Below are 19,187 nucleotides of genomic sequence, written 5' to 3'. Positions count from 1 at the left end.
TTTCTAGGGCTTTTGCATTTTGAGCAAAGTAAAACCGAAATTATCTTTGTATTCTCCTACTTTTTCAAACCCAAATTTTTGATAAAATTTTAAAGCATTTGGATTGTCAAGATTAACTTCTACTTTCTTGATCTTAAAATCATCTAAAGCTTTTTGCAAAAGCTTGGAACCAATTTTTTTACGGAAATATTCTGGTTTAACAAAAAGCATTTGAATACACTCTTCATCTGCCCCTAAAAATCCTACAAATTCATCATTTTCATAAGCAAATAAAAAGTTTAAATCTTTAAAATCGGCATTTTGTAAATATTCTTTGATGGTCTGAAAATTTTTTCATCCAAAAAATCATGCGTTGCCTTAACACTTTGCTCCCAAATTTCTAAAAGTCCTTTGGTTTGTTCTTGATTTAAATTTTCATAATGTTTTATCATTTTCACAATGCTTTATATTTTTTATATTTAATCTTATCTTTAACCCCTGCTTTTTCAAAACCTCTTAAACGAAGCAAACAGCTATCACACTCCCCGCAAGCTTCATCTTCACTCTCATAACAAGACCAAGTAAGTTCTAAAGGCACATTTTCTTTTAAGGCTAGTTCTACAATTTTAGCTTTGTTCAGTCTAACAAGCGGAGTTTTTATACAAACTTTAAAATTCTTACTCGTGCCTTCATTGATAAATTCTTGTGCCTTTTGTATAAACTCATCAGTACAGTCAGGATAACCACTGCCATCTTCTTCTACCACCCCTATAAAAATACTCTCACAATTTTCCTTTTCAGCCAAAGATCCTGCTATGCTTAAGAAAATTCCATTGCGAAAAGGCACATAGGTGATAGGTGGGGTATCACTTATGCAAAGCTCATTTTTAGGAATGTCTATACTTTTATCGGTTAAGGCATTACCCCCTATATCTTTGATAAAACTCACATCTAAAATATAAGATTTTTCTACTTTTAAAGCCCTGCAAATTTGTTTAAAGCATTCTTTTTCTTTTTCTTGAGTGCGTTGTTCATAGTCAAAATGCAAAGCGATGATTTCATAACCTTCTTTTTTGGCTAGATAAGCACACAAAGTACTATCCATACCGCCACTTATGATACAAAGTGCTTTTTTACTCATTTTTATCCTTAAATCTGCTATAATTTCGCAATTTTAACGAAAATTTTTAAATTTAAATTGCAAAAAAGGCAAAAGCATGGTAAACATAAAACTCATAGAACACATTTTTAAAGCCGCTTCTATCAGTCGTTGGAATGATTATCCAAGAATGGCAAATTTAGTGGAACTTGACAAACAAGCTCATAAATTCATCATTGCATATTTTATCGCTAAAATGGAAAAAGATGTGGATATGAGAGTGATTATAGAAGGGGGAATTTTTGAGTTTTTAAGTCGTGTGGTAGTAACTGATATACGCCCTGATGTGTATCATGAAATCGTGCGTCAAAAAAAAGCTGAAGTTAATGCTTGGGTTTTAAGCAAAATCGAACCTATGATAGAAGATATAGAAGAAGGAGAGTTTTTAAAGCGTTTTGAAGCGTATTTAAACGGCAATGCTTATGCTAAAGAAAGACTTATCTTAAAAGCAGCTTCGTATTTTGCTACAAGATGGGAATTTAACATAGTTTATCAAACCTCAGCTTTTTTAAATGATATTGATGAGATTAAAAACAAAGTTGAAGAAGAATTAGAAGATTACTATGAACTTATAGGAGCTAGAAAAATCGCTTTAAATCAAAAAATTGCAAAAATTATTGATCTTAGCGGAAGACTTCGCTTTCAAAAGCGTTGGGCTCAAACTCCACGCATACCAGAAACTGCAGTTTTAGGACATATGCTTGTGGTGGCGATTTTGGGATATTTTTACTCACTAAAAATCAAGGCTTGCGATAAAAGACTTGAGAATAATTTTTATTGTGCTTTATTTCATGATTTACCAGAGTCTTTAACGCGTGATATTATAAGCCCTGTAAAATACGGCATTGATGGGCTTCATGATATCATAAATGATTATGAAATGAAACTTATTAATGAAAGAATTTTACCCTTTGTACCTGAGGGTTTAAGGGCTGAGTTTTCTTATATTTTAGGCATTAGAGAAGGTAGAAACGATGAGTCAAATTTTGTAAAAAATGAGTTTGAAAATCGCACCTATAAAAATGCTAAAATAGAACTTTGCAGCGGAAGTTTAAGTTCTTTTAATGAAAATGAATTTGGTGCTATAGATGGTAAGGCGCTTAAATACTGCGATAAAATTGCTGCTTATATAGAAGCAGGACTTAGTATAAGCTATGGTGTAAAGTCTAAAGAACTTGAAAGTGGTTTTTTAGGAATGCATGAGTTTTTTAAAGAAAATCCTACTATAGATGGGGTGAATTTTTTTGAAATTTGTGAAAGTTTAAGAGAGTATTTTAAAATTTAAATAAGATTTTTATACTCCTATTTTCAATATATTTTAAATAAAAATATTATAAATTAAAATTTTATTTTGTATAAAATATAAAGGAGTTATTATGAAAAAATACTTTCAAAAGCGCTATACTTTAGCCTTTTTTATAGGTATATTAGCGGGTATTTTCGGAGCTATTGTTAAATGGGGTTGGGAAGTACCTTTTCCTCCAAGAAATCCCAATGTTTTTTGGCCAGTAGATGCCTTAGAACGCGTTACTCCGCCTAAAATTTTTCTAGAACAACTAGGCTTGCCTACTGATTGGACTTATATGTTTTCAGGTATGCAAATGCCTTTGTCAATTTTTATAGTGCATGTCGGTTTTTCTATTGTTTTTGGAGTGGCTTATTGTATGATAGCAGAAAAATGGCGCCGTATTACTATGTGGCAAGGTGCAGTTTTTGGATTTTTTGTTTATCTTTTTGCCCATGTTATTGTAATGCCTTTAATTGCAGAAGTTCCACCACTTTCTGAAATTCCTTTTGATGAACACCTGTCTGAAATTTTTGGCCATATTGTTTGGCTGTGGGGTATGGAAATAGTTCGTAGAGATATAAGAAATCGTATAACTAAAGAAATAGAAGAATGAAAGGTTTCCTTTCATTCCATATCTAAAACTGCACCTTTACTAGCATTGCTGACAAGTTTTTGATACATTCTAAGCCATCTTGAAGGCACTTCTTTTTGAGGTAATACAAATTCTTTTTTGCGTTTAGCGATTTCTTCTTCGCTTAAATTTGCATGGATGGTATAAGCATCTACATCAATTTCTATTTCATCTCCATCTTTTAAAAGTCCTATAAGACCACCTTCAGCTGCTTCAGGGGAAATATGACCCACGCTTAAACCCCTTGTAGCCCCGCTAAAACGACCATCAGTGATTAAAGCCACATCAGCACCCAAACCCATACCCATTAAAAGTGAAGTAGGGCTTAACATTTCTTGCATACCAGGACCCCCTTTTGGACCTTCATAGCGTATTACACAAACATTTCCTTTTTGTACCTTGCCTTTGATAATGCCTTTAATAGCTTCATCTTGAGAGTTAAAACAAACAGCTTTGCCTTTAAATTTTCTTTCTCCGATTATTCCTGCGGTTTTTATAACACAACCTTGCTCAGCTAAATTTCCAAACAAAATAGCAAGCCCACCTACTTTTGAGTAAGCATTATCTACTTTACGAATGATATTTTCATCTTTGATTTTGGCATTTTTTAAGCGTTCTTTGAGACTTTCTCCTGTGATAGTCAGTGCATCAAGTTCTAAAATATGTCCTTGTCTGCTTGAAATTTCAGCCATAACTGCACTCACACCACCTGCTTTGTGGACATCATCCATATAAACACTATTTAGCGATGGGGCTATTTTTGCTATGTGTGCAACTTTACTTGAGATGAAATTTAAATCTTTAATATCTAGTGCCACCCCTGCTTCACGCGAAATGGCAAGCATGTGTAAAACAGTATTGCTACTTCCACCCATTGCCATATCTACTACCATGGCATTACGCACGGCTTTTTGAGTGATGATATTGCGAATTTTAAAACGCTCATCTAAGGCGATTTCACAAATACGACGCGCTGCTTTTCTTAAAAGCTCTTCTCTTTCTTTGCTTAAGGCTAAGATGGTTCCATTACCTTCTAGTGCTATACCCATAGCTTCGCACAAGGTATTCATGGAATTTGCTGTAAACATTCCCGAGCAAGATCCACCACTTGGACAGGCTGAACATTCTATATCTTTAAATTCTTCTTCGCTAATTTTTTTGGCTTCATAAGCTCCTACAGCTTCAAAAACAGAGCTAAGACTGATCTTTTCTCCTTTTTTGGTTACTCCTGAAGCCATAGGCCCACCACTTACAAAAATGGTTGGAACATTAACCCTTAAAGCTCCCATTAACATACCAGGAGTGATTTTATCGCAGTTTGGGATACAGATTAAAGCATCAAGTTGATGAGCATTCATCACCGTTTCAATAGAATTTGCGATGATTTCACGACTTGGTAAAGAATAAAGCATACCTTCATGCCCCATAGCTATACCATCATCTACACCTATGGTATTAAACTCAAAAGGCACACAACCATTTTTGCGTATCTCATCTTTAATGATTTTAGCATAATCATTTAAAAAATAATGCCCTGGGATTATGTCTATATAGCTATTTGCTACACCTATAAAAGGTTTGTCAAAATCTTCATCTTTCAAACCACAAGCACGAAGTAAAGAACGATTAGGCGCTTTTAAATGTCCTTTTTTTATCGCATCGCTTCTCATTGTAACTCCTGATAATAATTTTTTAAAATTATATTTAGCAAAGCTTAATTTTTGTGAAATTTATTTTGATATACATTTTCATAAATGATAAAAATTATTAATTGACAAAAATATTTTTTTATAATACAATGCTTTTTGATAATCAAAAAAGGAGTCAAAATGAGACAATATGAAACCTATAAATGCCAAAAATGTGGCAATGAAGTAGAAGTTCAAAATGTAGGTGGCGGTAAGCTTAGCTGTTGTGGTGAAGAAATGAAATGTATCACTACAGATTTAACTGCAGTAAATTTGATGAAAGCTTTTGCAGGTGAATCTATGGCAAGAAACAAATACGATTTGTTTGCTGATGTGGCTGAAGAAGAAGGTTGGCACGCGGTTGCTAGACATTTTAGAGAAGCAGCTGAAAATGAAAAATGGCATGCAAGAGCAGAATTTAAAGCTTATCATGAAATCGTTGATGGCAAACCTTTAGAAGTAACTACTAAAAACCTAGTAAGTGCTGCAGAAGGTGAAAACTATGAACACACAACTATGTATCCAAATTTTGCAAAAATCGCTGAAGATGAAGGTAAAAAGGCTATAGCAAGATTATTTACAGCTATTGGTAAAGTAGAAATCGAACACGAAAGAGAATATCTAGCACTTAAAAAAATGCTTGAAGAAGAAGAATTTTTTAATAGCGAAGTAGAAGAATTATGGGTTTGTGAAGTGTGTGGACATATACATCGTGGCAAAAAAGCTCCAGCAGCCTGTCCTTTATGTAAAGCACCAAAAGAGTATTTTAAACGCGAATTTTTGGGTTAAGTTAAGAAATTCTTATCCTTTTTAAGATAATATTATAATTATTTTTTAATAAAAGGATAAGAAAATGAAAAAATTACTATTTTTATTTTTTGCTTTAACGGCTTTTCTCTTTGGTGCTGTAAATATCAACACTGCAACACTAAAAGAATTAAAAAGTTTAAATGGTATTGGAGAAGCTAAGGCTAAAGCGATTTTAGAATACCGCAAAGAAGCAAATTTTACAAGTATTGATGATCTTAAAAAAGTTAAAGGCATAGGTGATAAGCTTTTTGAAAAAATCAAAAATGATATCACAGTAGAATAAAAGGGCATTTTTGCCCTTCTTTTTAGAAAAATTTTGAAAACTTTATTTGACACAAAAGAACTTTTAAACGAATTTGATATAAATTTAATCGGTATTGATGAAGCAGGACGCGGTGCTTTAGCAGGTCCTATGATGATGGCGGCTTGTAAACTGAACAAAAAACTTGATGGGTTGTGCGATTCTAAAAAACTAAGCGAAAAAAAACGCGAAGAACTTTATGAAATCATCATCAAAAATTCAAATTATCTCATACTTTCTTTTTCTTCAGAACAAATCGACGCACTAGGCTTAAGCACTTGTTTAAAAACAGGCTTAAAGCTTATAAAAAAGCATTTTAAAGCAGAAAATAACTTCTTATATGATGGAAACACCAACCTAGGCATAAACGGAATAAAAACACAAATCAAAGCCGATGCTAGCATTTTGCAAGTAAGTGCAGCTAGCATACTTGCAAAAGTTAGTAAAGATAGGGCGATGAATTTCTTAGCTAAAGACTTTCCTTGTTATGAATTTGAAAAAAACAAAGCCTACGGCACAAAAGCTCATAAAGAACTTATAGCTAAATTTGGAATTTGCAAACTCCACCGAAAAAGTTTTAAACTTTTATGATTATTTTGCTAAATTTTGATGCAAACTCAAAGCACATTCTATACCATCTTTTATAGCCCAAACAACTAAAGATTGTCCTTTTCTAGCATCTCCACAAGCAAAGATTTTTTTATGAGTGGTTTGGAAATTTTCTGTGCTTATGTTGTTTTTCTCATCTAATTTCACTCCAAAATTTTTAGAAATAGCTTCTTCGCACCCGCTAAAACCCATAGCTAAAAGTACTAAATCCGCTTTATAAGTTTTTTTAGAATTTGAAATTTCGACATTTATAGCTTTGCCTTCTTTAAACTCGCGTTTTAAATCATTTGCTTCAACACCTTCTACATGAGTTTTTCCTAAAAATTTCTTTGTCATTTTTTGATATTCCCTAGGATCTTTGCCATATACACCAATGGCTTCTTCTAAACCATAATCAGTAGTAAAAATGTCAGCTTTTAAAGGCCAAGGATTGTTTTGGCCTCTTTGCAAAGGTCTTTTTGGACTTCTTTCAAAACGCACTATAGATTTAGCTCCTTGTCTTGTCGCTACAGCGATACAATCCACACTTGTATCCCCGCTTCCTATAACCAAGACATTTTTACCTTTGGCCGTATCTGCACCCTTGCCTGTTTTTAACAAAGTTTTGGTATTTTGCGTTAAAAAATCAAGAGCAAATTCAACCCCTTTTAGTTTTCTACCTTCTATATCAAGATCTATAGGCTTACTTGCTCCTGTACAAAGTACCAAAGCATCAAATTCTTTTAGAAGTTTTGAAACCTTATCTTTGCTGTCTATATTTTCATTCACTTTAAATTCAATCCCACTTTTTTTAAGCAAATCCACCCGTCTTTGAACTATACTTTTATCAAGCTTCATATCAGGGATGCCATACATCAAAAGTCCGCCTATTTTATCGCTTCTTTCAAAAACACTCACTTTATAACCTAGTGAATTTAAAGTATTAGCACAAGCAAGCCCAGCAGGCCCACTTCCTATGATAGCGATTTTTTTGCCATTGTATTGCTTAGGTTTATTTACTCTTACTAAATTTTCCTTAAAAGCATTTTCTATGATGGATAATTCATTATTTTTTATGCTCACACTAACACCATTTATCGCACACACACAAGAATCCTCACAAGGAGCAGGGCAAACACGACCGGTAAATTCAGGAAAAGGATTGGTAAGATCAAGTCTTTCATAAGCTTCTTCCCATAAAGAACGATAAATAAGATCGTTCCATTCAGGAATGAGATTATTTAAAGGACAGCCCACATCTTTTCCTTCGCTCATCACACCCGTATGACAAAAGGCCACACCACAATCCATACATCGTCCGCCTTGAATTTCTTGTTCTTTTTTATCCAAAGGTATAGTAAATTCTTTGAAATTTAAAACCCTTTCCTTAGGAGCAATTTTTTTAAAATCCATTCTTTTAAAGTCTAAAAAACCTCTTGCATTTCCCATTTTTTACTCCTTATTTTTGTGTGATTTTCAAAAATGCTGCTAAATTTGGATCTTTTTCATTTTTACAAAGATCAAGCATTTTTAACATCTTTTCATAATCTCTTGGCATGACTTTAAAAAAGTCTTTTTTATCGAATTTTTCTAAGATATCTTTAGCCTTTTTAGAATCTGTATAAGCGATATGTTTTTCTATCACAGCTTTTAATTCTTTTTCATCCTTAGCATTAAGATCTTTAATATCCACAAGCTCGGTATTTACATGAGCTTCATTGTGTCTTCCAAAGATATAAACAACGCCCCCACTCATACCAGCAGCGAAATTCGCACCCACATCTCCAAGAACTACAACTTGCCCACCTGTCATATATTCACAACCATGCACGCCTGTTCCTAAAACCACAGCCAAAGCTCCTGAATTTCTTACACAAAATCTTTCCCCTGCTATACCATCTAAATACACTTCGCCTTTTGTAGCTCCGTATAAACAAGCATTTCCTGCGATGATATTTTCTTCAGGTGAAAAAGTAGCTTCATTTGAAATTTTTGCTATGATTTTACCACCACTTAAACCCTTGCCTAAATAATCATTGCTATCGCCTATAATCTCAAGTTTAATACCCTTTAACAAAAACGCTCCAAAGCTATTGCCTGCATTGCCTATAGCTTTGATATGGATACTATCCTCATCTAAAGCATCTTTTCCATAAGTTTTTAAAATTTCACTTGAAAGCATAGTCGCAAAAGTACGGCTTTGATTTCCTACTTCTAAAGAAAGTTTGATAGGCTCTTTTTTCTCCACAGCATTTTTACAAAGCGGAAGTAAAATTCTATAATCAATCGTTTTTTCAAGCTTGTTATCTTTATAGTCTTTAAAATGCACAGCGGTTCTATTATAAGTAGGCAAGGATTTTAAAATTTTATCCAAATTTAGCTTTCCTGCTTTACCTTGCACACTTTTTTGGCGGAGTTTATCCACACGACCTATCATATCATCTAGGCGTTCAAAACCAAGCCTTGCCATGTATTCTCTAAGCTCCTCAGCTATAAAATACATAAAATTAATCACATCATCTACTTTGCCTTTGAAGCGATCTCTAAGTTCTGTATCTTGAGTGGCTATACCAAAAGGACAGGTATTTAGATGACAAACTCTCATCATCGTACAACCTAAAACAATCAAAGGCGCGGTTGCAAAACCAAATTCTTCAGCTCCTAAAAGTGCCGCTATGGCTAAATCACGCCCATTCATAAGCTTTCCATCAGTTTCTAATCTTACCCTATCTCTAAGCTTATTTAAAATCAAAGTTTGATGTGTTTCAGCCAAACCTAACTCCCAAGGAATTCCTGCATGCGGTATAGAGGTTCTAGGACTTGCACCCGTACCTCCATCATAACCTGAAACAAGGATTAAATTCGCTCCTGCCTTAGCCACACCTGCAGCAACCGTTCCTATGCCATTTTCGCTTACAAGTTTTACTGAAATTTTAGCGTCTTTGTTAGCATTTTTTAGGTCATAAATAAGTTGAGCCAAATCTTCTATAGAATAAATATCATGATGAGGAGGTGGGGAAATAAGCGTCACACCTGCAGTAGAATGTCTAGCCTTAGCTATCCAAGGATAGACTTTAAAGCCCATTAATTGTCCGCCTTCTCCTGGTTTTGCGCCTTGAGCGACTTTGATTTGAATTTCTTTTGCATGACTTAAGTAGTTTAAATCCACGCCAAAACGCCCACTTGCTACTTGCTTAATGGCTGAGTTTTTATCCACACCCTCTTTGATTTCATAGCGTTCTTCATCCTCGCCACCTTCACCTGAATTTGATTTAGCACCTATTTTATTCATAGCTTGTGCTAAACACTCGTGTGCTTCTTTGGAAATAGAACCATAACTCATCGCCCCTGTTCTAAAGCGTTTAACTATACTTTCTACACTTTCAACCTTATCTATACTGATAGCTTCACTAAAATCAAATTCCATCAAAGAACGCAAATTAACTTGTTTTTCATCTACTAAAGCCGAGTATTTTTTAAAGCTTTTATAGTCTTTGTTGCGACAGGCTTGCTGAAGATTAAAAATCACAAGCGGATCGATTAAATGTTCTTCTTTAGCACTTCTAAAACCATGAATTCCTTTAGAATCTAAAGCCTTATGTGTATCATTAAAAGCATGTTTGTGTAAAGCAATGAGTTCTTTTTCAAAATCTTCTAAATCCATACCTTCAATGCGTGAAGTTGTAGAAGTGAAGTATTTATCAATCACCTTAGAGCTTAAACCCAGACATTCAAAAAGTGCAGAGCCATTATAACTTTGCAAGGTAGAAACCCCCATTTTAGAAGCAATTTTGACTATACCACTTGAACTTGCCTTGATGAAATTTTCTACCGCCTTTTCATAACTTAAATTTAAATCTTTATTGGCAATGAGTTTTTGTATGCTCTCATAAACCAAATAAGGATTAATAACAGTCGCACCATAACCTAAAAGACATGCAAAATGATGAATTTCTCTAGGTTCACCACTTTCGATGATAAGACTTGTGTGTGTTCTTAAATTTTTTCTTACTAGATGATTATGCACTCCAGAAACAGCAAGCAAAGCGGGGATATAAGCGTTTTTTTCATCCACTCCTTTATCGCTTAAAATGATAATAGAAACACCTTTTTTAACCTCATCTTCTATCTTAACGCAAAGCTCATCTAAAGCCTTTTCTAAAGTTTTTTTAGAATAATCATAAAGTATAGAAAATTCTTTAACTTGAAATTTATTTAAAGCCTTAACTTCAAAAAGTTCTTCATTGCTTATCACAGGCAGGGCTATTTTTACGCGTTTTGCATTGTTTTCATCGGGTTTTAATAAATTGCCTTCGCTTCCTAGATAAATCCTTGTAGAAGTAACGATCTCTTCTCTTATGGCATCAAGAGGAGGATTAGTTACTTGTGCAAAAAGTTGTTTAAAATAATTATACAAAGGTTGATAAGTTTTAGAAAGTATAGCCAAAGGAGTATCTACACCCATAGCTGCTATAGCTTCTTTGCCATTTTGAGCCATAGCAGCCACACTCATTTTAAGCTCATCATAACTCCAACCAAAAGCTTTTTGGAGTTTTAAAACCTCATCTTCTTTTAAAAACTGATGTTTATAAACTCCGCTTTTTTGTTTTTCAAGTTCAACTAAATTTTTAAGCCATTTTTTATAAGGCTTAGCATTAGCATAATGCTCTTTGATTTCATTATCAGCTATAACCCTACCTCTTGCTGTATCAACGAGTAAAAGTTTTCCAGGTTCTAAGCGTTTTTTAGCTTTGATATTTTTTTCATCAAGTTTTAAAGCCCCTGTTTCACTTGAAAGTATGAGCATATCATCTTTTGTAAGATAATACCTTGAAGGACGAAAACCATTTCTATCCAAACTCGCCCCCATAATCACTCCATCAGTAAAAACTATAGCAGCAGGTCCATCCCAAGGCTCCATCAATAAAGAATGATATTCATAAAAAGCACGCTTTTTGCTTTCCATATTTTCATTTTTATGCCAAGGTTCTGGCACCATCATCATAAAAGCTTCTTCTAAAGTGCGACCATTTAGAGCTAAAAATTCTAAAGTATTATCAAACATTGCAGAATCACTGCTAGGTTTAGCTATAATGGGAAAAATTTCATCTAAATTTTCAAAATACTCACTTTGCATCAAGCCTTCTCTAGCTCTTATGCTATCAACATTTCCGCGTATGGTATTAATCTCTCCATTATGCACCATATAGCGGTTTGGATGTGCTCTTTCCCAACTTGGAAAGGTATTAGTCGAAAAGCGAGAATGCACCAAAGCGATGGCTGATTTCATATTGACATCTTTAAAATCAAGATAAAAATCGCTCAATTGAGTTGAAAGAAGCATTCCTTTATAAACTATGGTGCGTGAAGAAAAACTTGAAAAATAAAATTTTGGCACATTAATAGCTCTTTTTTCTATAAGGCGACGCGTACTATAAAGCACTCTTTCAAACTCAAGTCCTGCACTTATTTTACTTGGTTTTTTCACAAAGGCTTGTAAAAAATAAGGCATAGCTTTTAAAGCACTTGCACCTATATCGCTAGGATTAAAAGGCACTTCTCTAAAACCTAAAAATTCAAGTTTTTTATCCTTTAAACCTTGTAAAAATATCTCTTTTGCTTCTTCTTTTGCATCAGTATTGGGTGATAAAAACATCTGTGCTACGGCATAATCACCCTTTTTAGGAAGTTCAAAACCCAATTCTTGAGTTTTAAAAAAATCATGTGGAATTTGGATCAAAATCCCCGCCCCATCACCTGAATTTTCTTCAGCTCCTGCACCACCTCGGTGCTCAAGATTCATCAAAATTTCTAAAGCATCACAAATAACCTTATAAGAAGCAATACCGCGTATATTAGCAACTGCAGCGATACCACAGGCATCGTGTTCGTTCTTTGGGTGATATAAACCTATGCTTTGATTATTTTCTAGGATATTTTCTAAATCCATTTTGCTCTCCTTATAAGACTGATTTAAATTTTGTTAGCTTTATAAGGATTATAGCATATATTTTTTTAAAATCGATATAATTTTTATCTTAAAAATAAATAAATTAAAAAATATTTTAATAGATTTGCAAAAATTATAAAAACATGGCGATAATACTACCTAAAATCAATAATGGGCCATTATAAAAAATAAAAGTTGGTATGCAAGTATCTTTAATGTGATCGTGTTGTTTATCAGCATTTAATCCTACAGTAGTTCCCATGGTTGTTTCACTGGCTGGACTTCCTGCATCTCCTAAAGCTCCTGCTACTCCTAAGATAAATATAATAAGTGCTGTACTAAAACCAAGTTCCAAACAAATAGGACAAAAAAGCGTAGCTATGATAGGTATAGTTCCAAAAGAAGTACCTATACCCATAGTGATGATAAGTCCTATTAAAAGCATGAAAAATACTGCTAAAAATTTACTTTTCCCCATCCAAGGAACGACTGAATTTACAAGATCTACTACTGATCCACTTTCTTTTAAAACTTCTCCATATCCTGCAGCAACAAGGATAACAAAAGCTATAAAACCCATCATTTTAAGCCCATCATCAAAAACTTCATTGACTTTTGAAAATTCAACTCCACCCAAAATAACCATTAAAACAAAACCCAAAAGCCCTGATAAAGGCAAATTCATAGTCAAAATTTGCAAAATTAAAGTTAAAACAAGCCCAGCTAAAACGCCCCATTCCTTACGCGTCATTTCAAGATTTTCTAAATCCACTTTAGCAATTTCTACTTCTTGATACTCTCTTGGCTTACGATAAAACACAAAAAGCGCTAGAAAAAGTCCTGCTATCATACAAATAGCAGCAAAATACATAGTATTTGTAACATCATTTAAAGATACACTTACATTATTTGCATTTAAATTATCTTTTAAAAGATCTTGAAAAGTAAGCCCAAAACCTACTGGCAAAACCATATAAGGCGTAGTAAGGCCAAAAGTTAAAGCACAAGCAACCGCTCTACGATCAATTTTAAGTTTATTAAAAAGACTTAAAAGAGGTGGAATCAACAAAGGTATAAAAGCTACATGAATAGGAATTAAATTTTGAGAAAAACAAGAAATCAAAGCTATAGACAAAAGCAATAAATATTTTTTATGAGATATAAAATGACTTACTATCTTGATCAAATATGCAGTTAAATTTGTCTTTGAAATCGCTGCGGCAATGGCCCCTAAGAGTATATAGCTAAGAGCTGTTTTTAAATTTTCTTTCATTCCGCTTATAAGTATACTCATAGTATCTACGAGTTCAAGATGAGAAAATACACCTGCAACAAGAGCTGAGATCAAAAGACTCAAAAGCACATTAAAACGAAACAAACAAAGTAAAGTCATCAAAACAACACTGATAATGATAGGATTAGTAAGTAAAGTCAAAATCATTCCTTAAATAATTTTAAAAATTTAATTGTAGAAAAAACTTAGTTAAAATGTAATAAAACTCGAACATATAATGATTTTATTTTAATATGCAAAATTATAAAAATAATTAATTTTTTTAATCAAAAAGATTAATATAATCAATTATTTAAATTCCTAAAATTTATAATAAAATAAAAAAATCATAAAAATATAAGGATATTTCAATGAAACAAAACAATCAAAAAGAAGATCGCAGAGATTTCTTAAAAAATATAGGATTTGGTTTGCTTGGCATCAGTGTATTGTCAAATTTTTCTTTTGAGAATTTTTTAGGAAGTAAGGCTTTGGCAAAAGAATTGCCTGATTTTAAAATAGAAGGTAAAAAAGATCTTATCTACCATGGCGAAAAACCATTAACAGCAGAAACTGAAATTTATGCTCTTGATTCTGATTTTACCAAACCTGAAAATTTCTTTGTTAGAAATAATGGCTTACCACCAAGCCTAGAAACGATAAAAGAAAGACTTCACAAAGGTTGGACTTTAGAAATTGATGGAGAAAGCATTATCAATAAAAAATCTTACACCATAGAAGATTTAAAAAAGAAATTTAAAACCTACACTTATGCCTTAACAGTTGAATGCGGTGGAAATGGTAGATCCGAAGTTATACCTAGCACAAAAGGAACTCAATGGGGTTATGGTGCAGTAGCTTGCGGTAGATGGACAGGAGTGCGTTTAAAAGATATTTTAAAAGATTGTGGCATCAAAAATAATGCAGTTTATATCGGATATTATGGCATAGATACAAAATTAAATGGTGAAGAAACTTCACCTATTAGTAGAGGAGTTCCTATTTCTAAAGCTTTACAAGATGAAACTCTAATAGCTTGGGCTTATGAAGGCAAAGATATTCCTTTAGTCAATGGCTATCCACTTAGACTTGTTTGTGGTGGTTACCCTGCAAGTACAAGCGGTAAATGGCTTTATAAAATTTCAGTAAGAAATAAAATTCATGATGGTGAAAAAATGGAAGGTTCTTATAAAGTTCCTGTAAATCCGGTAAAACCAGGAGATTTTAACTATAAAGGCGAGATGAAAATCATAGAATCAATGCCTATAAGATCTGTAATTACTAATATCAAAAATGGTTCTGAAATAAAAGCAAATAAAAAATTTGAAGTTAGAGGTAAAGCTTGGGCTGGAGAACTTGAAGTTAGTGAAGTTTATGTAAGCAATGATTATGGCGTAACATGGACTAAAGCAAAGGTAGAAAAACCATTAAATAGATTAGCATGGCAAAAATGGAGTGCTCAAATATCAATACCAACAAAAGGATATTATGAAATTTGGGCAAGAGCTATCGATAGTCAAGGTAACAGTCAACCTATGGTTTTAGCACAGTGGAATCCAGGAGGATATATCAATAATGCATGCCATAGAGTTAATGTTTATGGAGTTTAAGTATGAAAAAAATTATATTGATCTTAGCATTGTTTTTGAGTGCAAGTTGGACTCAAAATCTTGAAATTAACCCTGATACAGGATTGATTATCGATCCTGATTCACCTTTAGTGGAAGCAAATTGTTTAGCTTGTCATGGATCCAATCTCATTACCAATATGCATGCAAGTAGAAAAGCTTGGTTAGCAGCTATAAGATGGATGCAAAATAGTGAAGGACTTTGGGAAATAGAACCTGAAGATGAAGAAAAAATTTTAAATTATCTTGAAAAATATTATGGAGAAAAATACGATACAAGAAGAAGAATTCCTCTAGCTATACTCTTACAAAACAAAACTCATTGAAGAAATCATTTCTTCAATGATAAATTTACACATCCAAATGTTTTACATCTTTAGCGTGTGCTTGGATATAATCGCGTCTTGGTTCAACCTCATCACCCATAAAGAGATTAAAGGTATCATTTGCACTTTGTGCATCTTCAATAGTAATTTTTAAAAGTCTTCTTACACTTGGATCCATTGTGGTTTCCCAAAGTTGCTCAGGATTCATTTCCCCTAAACCTTTATAGCGTTGTATAGTAGCGCCTTTTTTAGCATTGGTTTCAACATCTTCAAGAACTTCTAAAATATCTTTATCAAATTTCAAGCCTCTGTCTTTAATCTTATCAAAAATATAATTTGCTTCTTCATATAATGGATGAGTGAAAAGTTCTTCGTTGATCACAAGTTCTTCTAAGCCATTTTGAGTTTGAACGAAAGCTCGAATTTCATTTTCATTGATATAATGATTTAAGATATTGTGTCCTTGTGTTTCTAAAAATTGTTTGATTGCACTAAATAATTCTTCATTATTTCCTTTGACTAAATTTGAATTTTCTATCATATAGCGTATTACAGAAATTACATTAAAACGCTTTTCAAGATCTTTTAAAATCACACGATAAGCTGCGACGATTTTTAAATAATCTTTTAAATCATTCATTCCTATACCTTCATAGTTTAAACCTTCTATTCCCGTTTCTATCAGGTATTCACTCAAAGCTTTTTCATCTTTTAAATAAATTTGCTTTTTAGCTTTTTTATAAAGATATAAAGGTGGTTGTGCTAAATAAATATGTCCATTTGCCACAAGTTCATTCATAAAACGGAAGAAGAAAGTTAAAAGCAAAGTTTGTATATGTGATCCATCAACATCCGCATCTGTCATGATGATAATTTTATGATATCTAAGTTTTGAAAGATCAAAATCTTCACCTATACCACAGCCAAAAGCGGTAATCATATTTTGAATTTGCTCAGATTTTAAAATTTTATCCAGTCTTGCTTTTTCAACATTTAAAATTTTACCACGCAAAGGCAGTATAGCTTGGAAAGATCTTTCTCTACCTTGTTTTGCAGAACCTCCTGCAGAATCCCCTTCCACAAGATAAATTTCACTTTCATTTGGATCTTTACTTTGACAATCAGCTAATTTCCCTGGTAAAGTTCCTACGCTTAAACTTTCTTTTTTACGCGTTAATTCTCTAGCTTTTTTCGCTGCTTCTCTTCCGCGTGCTGCCATTAAAGCTTTGTTCATTATAGCTTTAGCTTCGATAGGATTTTCTTCAAAATATTTAGTCAAATACTCAAAACTTGCTTTTGAAACTATAGGACGCACATAAGTTGAACCAAGTTTTCCTTTGGTTTGTCCTTCAAATTGTGGTTCAGGCACCTTTACACTTACAACAGCGATCAAACCTTCACGCACATCTTCACCCGTGATTTTATTATCCTTTTCTCTAGCACTTGCATTTGCTTCTATATAGTTACTTATCACACGAGTTAAACCCATTCTAAAACCAGCTTCGTGTGTTCCACCATCTGGGGTTTTGATATTATTTACAAAAGAGAGTAAATTTTCACTATAAGTATCATTGTAAAGCAAAGCTACTTCAACATTCACATCTTCTTCATCTACGCTAAAGAAAATTGCTTTAGTTAAAGCTTCTTTTTTATTTAAGTCTGTAACAAACTGAGAAATTCCACCTTCAAAGTGAAAACTTTCATGTTTGCCTACGCGGTTATCTTTAAAATTTATAGTGATTTTTGGATTTAAGTATGCAAGTTCACGAAATCTTTTAGCCAAAATTTCATAATCAAATTCAGTTACTTCAAAAATTTGATCATCAGGCCAAAATTCTATAGTTGTTCCTGTTTTTTTACTTTTTCCTATCACACCAAATTCACTGATAACTTTACCTTCTGAAAATTCTTGACGATAAATTTCTCCATTTCTTTCAACTGTAGCTACAAGTTTTTTAGAAAGTGCATTTACAACCGAAACCCCAACACCGTGCAAACCGCCTGAAACTTTGTAAGTATCTTTATCGAATTTTCCCCCTGCATGAAGGACAGTTAAAACAACAGTTAAAGTTGGCATATTTTCAGTTGGGTGCATATCAACAGGAATACCACGACCATTATCACTAATTATACAGCTTCCTTCAGTAGTGATTTCTACATCTATAGTATCACAATGTCCTGCCATAGCTTCATCGATAGAATTATCCACAACTTCATAAATCATATGATGAAGTCCGCCTATGTTTGTATCTCCTATATACATACCTGGGCGTTTTCTAACAGCTTCTAAGCCTTTTAGGACTTTAATATTACTCGCACCGTAATTTTCTTGCATATTTTTCCTTTATCTTTTACTTGTTTTATTACAAAATCATAGGCATGATAATCATTGATAGTCCTTGGGATTTGACTATAAATGCTGAATTAGGTTCATTTACACTTAAAGTGAATTTTTCTTCTTCTATAGAAGTTAAAAAATCAAGTAAATATTTGATTTTTATAGTAAGATTAAATTCTTCACTTACTCCTGTTTGAATTTCAAGCTCTGTTTTTGCTTCCATATTGTCTAAACTTATACCTTCAAAGATGATTTTATCTTTGTTAAAATGAAGTTTCATTTTTTCAGTTACAACGCTGATTTTTTTAAGACTATCTATAAAATCTTCAGTTGAAAAACTGAGTTCTTGTTTGAAAGTTTTTGGTATAACTTTTTCATAATCTGGAAATTTATCGTTAATAAGTTTTGTAAAGAATTCGAAATTTTCATTTTTAGCGATAAGCATATTTTGATCATAAAAAATTTCTATTTTTTCATAGAAAAGTTTTTGCATTTCCATGATAGCCTTTTTAGGGATACTAAAACTAAATTCTTGATTATTTGCTTTTTCTAAAGTATAGATTGCAAGGCGTTTTGTATCAGTTCCTACGAAGTTAATTTTATCTGTTTTTATATCTAAAAATGCACCATTTAAGGAGTATTTTGGATTGTTTGTATCAATACTTGGTAATATCTTTTTAAGAGAACGACTTAAGTCACTTGAATCAATGTCAAATTGGTTTTTTCCTTCTGTATTTGGAAAATTTGGAAAATCTTCATGATTAAACATAGGAAGTTTGTATTTTGTGCTTTTTTGTCTTATAAATAAGAAATTATCAATGGTTTCTAAAACAACTTCTTCATTATTTAAGCTTTTAATAACATCTGCAATACTTTTTGCGTTTGCAGTAGCAAAACCACTTGATTCTACGCGGATTTTTTTTATTTTATAGTTGATACCTATTTCATAATCACTAGCTCTAATAAGAAGTTTATCTTCATCAGCATGAAAAAAAAGATGAGAAGTAATGGTGCTTGAGTCTTTTTTTTCTACATAAGCATTACATAAAATCACTGCAGATTCTAAAGTATTTTTATTGATACTTAACTTCATTTTTTCTCCTTGGTTTATTTTAATTTTAAATTCGTTGTAATAATAAGCTTGTTGAAATTGTGAAATTCTTCAAAGCAAAATAATCAAATTTGTATTTTATCATACTTTGCTTAATTTCTTTTTTTCACACCCTAG

16 protein-coding genes are annotated in these 19,187 nt (G+C 32.7%); 7 read left to right on the top strand and 9 right to left on the bottom strand.

What is annotated here, in order from left to right:
* Positions 1-3 precede the first annotated feature (3 nt).
* From ELQ09_RS03735 to queC, 3 genes are read right to left on the bottom strand one after another with little or no spacing between them, the layout of a single operon-like run.
* Complete coding sequence (locus tag ELQ09_RS03735) at positions 4-318, bottom strand: GNAT family N-acetyltransferase (RefSeq protein ID WP_208357108.1); 315 nt, start codon at positions 316-318, stop codon at positions 4-6.
* The gene (locus tag ELQ09_RS08300) at positions 279-431 is read right to left on the bottom strand and encodes a hypothetical protein (protein WP_208357100.1); all 153 of its coding nucleotides are present in this window, start codon (positions 429-431) and stop codon (positions 279-281) included. Before ELQ09_RS08300 ends, ELQ09_RS03735 begins: the two co-directional genes overlap by 40 nt.
* Before the next feature lie 2 nt (positions 432-433).
* Positions 434-1,120 (bottom strand): 7-cyano-7-deazaguanine synthase QueC, encoded by a 687-nt coding sequence (gene queC, locus ELQ09_RS03730; protein ID WP_070316620.1) that lies wholly within the window; start codon positions 1,118-1,120, stop codon positions 434-436.
* A gap of 76 nt (positions 1,121-1,196) precedes the next feature.
* On the opposite strand from queC, the gene ELQ09_RS03725 reads away from it, so the two are divergent.
* Together ELQ09_RS03725 and ELQ09_RS03720 are read left to right on the top strand one after the other, a co-directional pair.
* The gene (locus ELQ09_RS03725) at positions 1,197-2,423 is read left to right on the top strand and encodes an HD domain-containing protein (RefSeq protein WP_052859121.1); all 1,227 of its coding nucleotides are present in this window, start codon (positions 1,197-1,199) and stop codon (positions 2,421-2,423) included.
* A 91-nt stretch (positions 2,424-2,514) separates the two neighbouring features.
* Positions 2,515-3,039 (top strand): YagU family protein, encoded by a 525-nt coding sequence (locus ELQ09_RS03720; protein ID WP_070316619.1) that lies wholly within the window; start codon positions 2,515-2,517, stop codon positions 3,037-3,039.
* Between the two features lie 11 nt (positions 3,040-3,050).
* Here ELQ09_RS03720 and ilvD read toward each other — a convergent pair whose 3' ends face one another.
* Positions 3,051-4,727: a dihydroxy-acid dehydratase gene (gene ilvD, locus ELQ09_RS03715; RefSeq protein WP_134224680.1), complete on the bottom strand. Its 1,677-nt coding sequence runs from the start codon at positions 4,725-4,727 to the stop codon at positions 3,051-3,053.
* A 159-nt stretch (positions 4,728-4,886) separates the two neighbouring features.
* Between ilvD and ELQ09_RS03710 the strand changes: the two genes are divergently transcribed.
* The 3 genes from ELQ09_RS03710 (at position 4,887) to ELQ09_RS03700 (ending at position 6,447) form a co-directional block, all read left to right on the top strand.
* Complete coding sequence (locus ELQ09_RS03710; protein WP_002855562.1) at positions 4,887-5,534, top strand: ferritin family protein; 648 nt, start codon at positions 4,887-4,889, stop codon at positions 5,532-5,534.
* A 64-nt stretch (positions 5,535-5,598) separates the two neighbouring features.
* A complete protein-coding gene (locus ELQ09_RS03705) occupies positions 5,599-5,838 on the top strand; it encodes a ComEA family DNA-binding protein (RefSeq protein WP_002855574.1) in 240 nt (79 codons plus the stop codon).
* Positions 5,839-5,871: 33 nt separating this feature from the next.
* The gene (locus tag ELQ09_RS03700) at positions 5,872-6,447 is read left to right on the top strand and encodes a ribonuclease HII (RefSeq protein WP_134224679.1); all 576 of its coding nucleotides are present in this window, start codon (positions 5,872-5,874) and stop codon (positions 6,445-6,447) included.
* Here ELQ09_RS03700 and ELQ09_RS03695 read toward each other — a convergent pair whose 3' ends face one another.
* From ELQ09_RS03695 to ELQ09_RS03685, 3 genes are all read right to left on the bottom strand, one after another.
* On the bottom strand, positions 6,448-7,893 hold the full coding sequence (locus ELQ09_RS03695) for a glutamate synthase subunit beta (protein WP_134224678.1): 1,446 nt from the start codon (positions 7,891-7,893) through the stop codon (positions 6,448-6,450).
* Between the two features lie 10 nt (positions 7,894-7,903).
* Positions 7,904-12,394, bottom strand: coding sequence for a glutamate synthase large subunit (gene gltB, locus ELQ09_RS03690; protein WP_002877914.1), 4,491 nt, complete (start codon positions 12,392-12,394; stop codon positions 7,904-7,906).
* A gap of 133 nt (positions 12,395-12,527) precedes the next feature.
* Positions 12,528-13,835: a Na+/H+ antiporter family protein gene (locus ELQ09_RS03685; protein WP_134263773.1), complete on the bottom strand. Its 1,308-nt coding sequence runs from the start codon at positions 13,833-13,835 to the stop codon at positions 12,528-12,530.
* A gap of 203 nt (positions 13,836-14,038) precedes the next feature.
* Here ELQ09_RS03685 and ELQ09_RS03680 point away from each other — a divergent pair, with 203 nt between their 5' ends.
* Both ELQ09_RS03680 and ELQ09_RS03675 read left to right on the top strand, forming a co-directional pair.
* Entirely contained in the window at positions 14,039-15,277 is a 1,239-nt protein-coding gene (locus ELQ09_RS03680) for a sulfite oxidase (protein WP_070316613.1), read from the top strand.
* A gap of 2 nt (positions 15,278-15,279) precedes the next feature.
* Entirely contained in the window at positions 15,280-15,621 is a 342-nt protein-coding gene (locus tag ELQ09_RS03675; RefSeq protein WP_070316612.1) for a monoheme cytochrome C, read from the top strand.
* Positions 15,622-15,646: 25 nt separating this feature from the next.
* Here the strand turns inward: ELQ09_RS03675 and gyrB are convergent, their stop codons facing one another.
* Both gyrB and dnaN read right to left on the bottom strand, forming a co-directional pair.
* Positions 15,647-17,956, bottom strand: coding sequence for a DNA topoisomerase (ATP-hydrolyzing) subunit B (gene gyrB / locus ELQ09_RS03670; RefSeq protein ID WP_134263772.1), 2,310 nt, complete (start codon positions 17,954-17,956; stop codon positions 15,647-15,649).
* 28 nt (positions 17,957-17,984) lie between these two features.
* Positions 17,985-19,052 (bottom strand): DNA polymerase III subunit beta, encoded by a 1,068-nt coding sequence (dnaN, locus tag ELQ09_RS03665; protein ID WP_002855594.1) that lies wholly within the window; start codon positions 19,050-19,052, stop codon positions 17,985-17,987.
* Between the last annotated feature and the right edge of the window lie 135 nt (positions 19,053-19,187).

This window comes from Campylobacter sp. CH186 (assembly GCF_004378925.1).
Taxonomy (GTDB): Bacteria; Campylobacterota; Campylobacteria; order Campylobacterales; family Campylobacteraceae; genus Campylobacter_D; species Campylobacter_D jejuni.
This window is presented reverse-complemented; position numbering and strand designations above follow the sequence as displayed.

What these genes read in the sequence shown, in the direction of transcription:
- ELQ09_RS03720 (WP_070316619.1), top strand. Translation starts at nt 2,515, where the DNA reads ATGAAAAAATACTTTCAAAAGCGCTATACTTTAGCCTTTTTTATAGGT.
- dnaN (WP_002855594.1), bottom strand. Translation starts at nt 19,052, where the DNA reads ATGAAGTTAAGTATCAATAAAAATACTTTAGAATCTGCAGTGATTTTA.
- ELQ09_RS03705 (WP_002855574.1), top strand. Translation starts at nt 5,599, where the DNA reads ATGAAAAAATTACTATTTTTATTTTTTGCTTTAACGGCTTTTCTCTTT.
- ELQ09_RS03685 (WP_134263773.1), bottom strand. Translation starts at nt 13,835, where the DNA reads ATGATTTTGACTTTACTTACTAATCCTATCATTATCAGTGTTGTTTTG.
- queC (WP_070316620.1), bottom strand. Translation starts at nt 1,120, where the DNA reads ATGAGTAAAAAAGCACTTTGTATCATAAGTGGCGGTATGGATAGTACT.
- ELQ09_RS03725 (WP_052859121.1), top strand. Translation starts at nt 1,197, where the DNA reads ATGGTAAACATAAAACTCATAGAACACATTTTTAAAGCCGCTTCTATC.
- ELQ09_RS08300 (WP_208357100.1), bottom strand. Translation starts at nt 431, where the DNA reads ATGATAAAACATTATGAAAATTTAAATCAAGAACAAACCAAAGGACTT.
- gyrB (WP_134263772.1), bottom strand. Translation starts at nt 17,956, where the DNA reads ATGCAAGAAAATTACGGTGCGAGTAATATTAAAGTCCTAAAAGGCTTA.
- ELQ09_RS03710 (WP_002855562.1), top strand. Translation starts at nt 4,887, where the DNA reads ATGAGACAATATGAAACCTATAAATGCCAAAAATGTGGCAATGAAGTA.
- ilvD (WP_134224680.1), bottom strand. Translation starts at nt 4,727, where the DNA reads ATGAGAAGCGATGCGATAAAAAAAGGACATTTAAAAGCGCCTAATCGT.
- ELQ09_RS03675 (WP_070316612.1), top strand. Translation starts at nt 15,280, where the DNA reads ATGAAAAAAATTATATTGATCTTAGCATTGTTTTTGAGTGCAAGTTGG.
- ELQ09_RS03695 (WP_134224678.1), bottom strand. Translation starts at nt 7,893, where the DNA reads ATGGGAAATGCAAGAGGTTTTTTAGACTTTAAAAGAATGGATTTTAAA.
- gltB (WP_002877914.1), bottom strand. Translation starts at nt 12,394, where the DNA reads ATGGATTTAGAAAATATCCTAGAAAATAATCAAAGCATAGGTTTATAT.
- ELQ09_RS03680 (WP_070316613.1), top strand. Translation starts at nt 14,039, where the DNA reads ATGAAACAAAACAATCAAAAAGAAGATCGCAGAGATTTCTTAAAAAAT.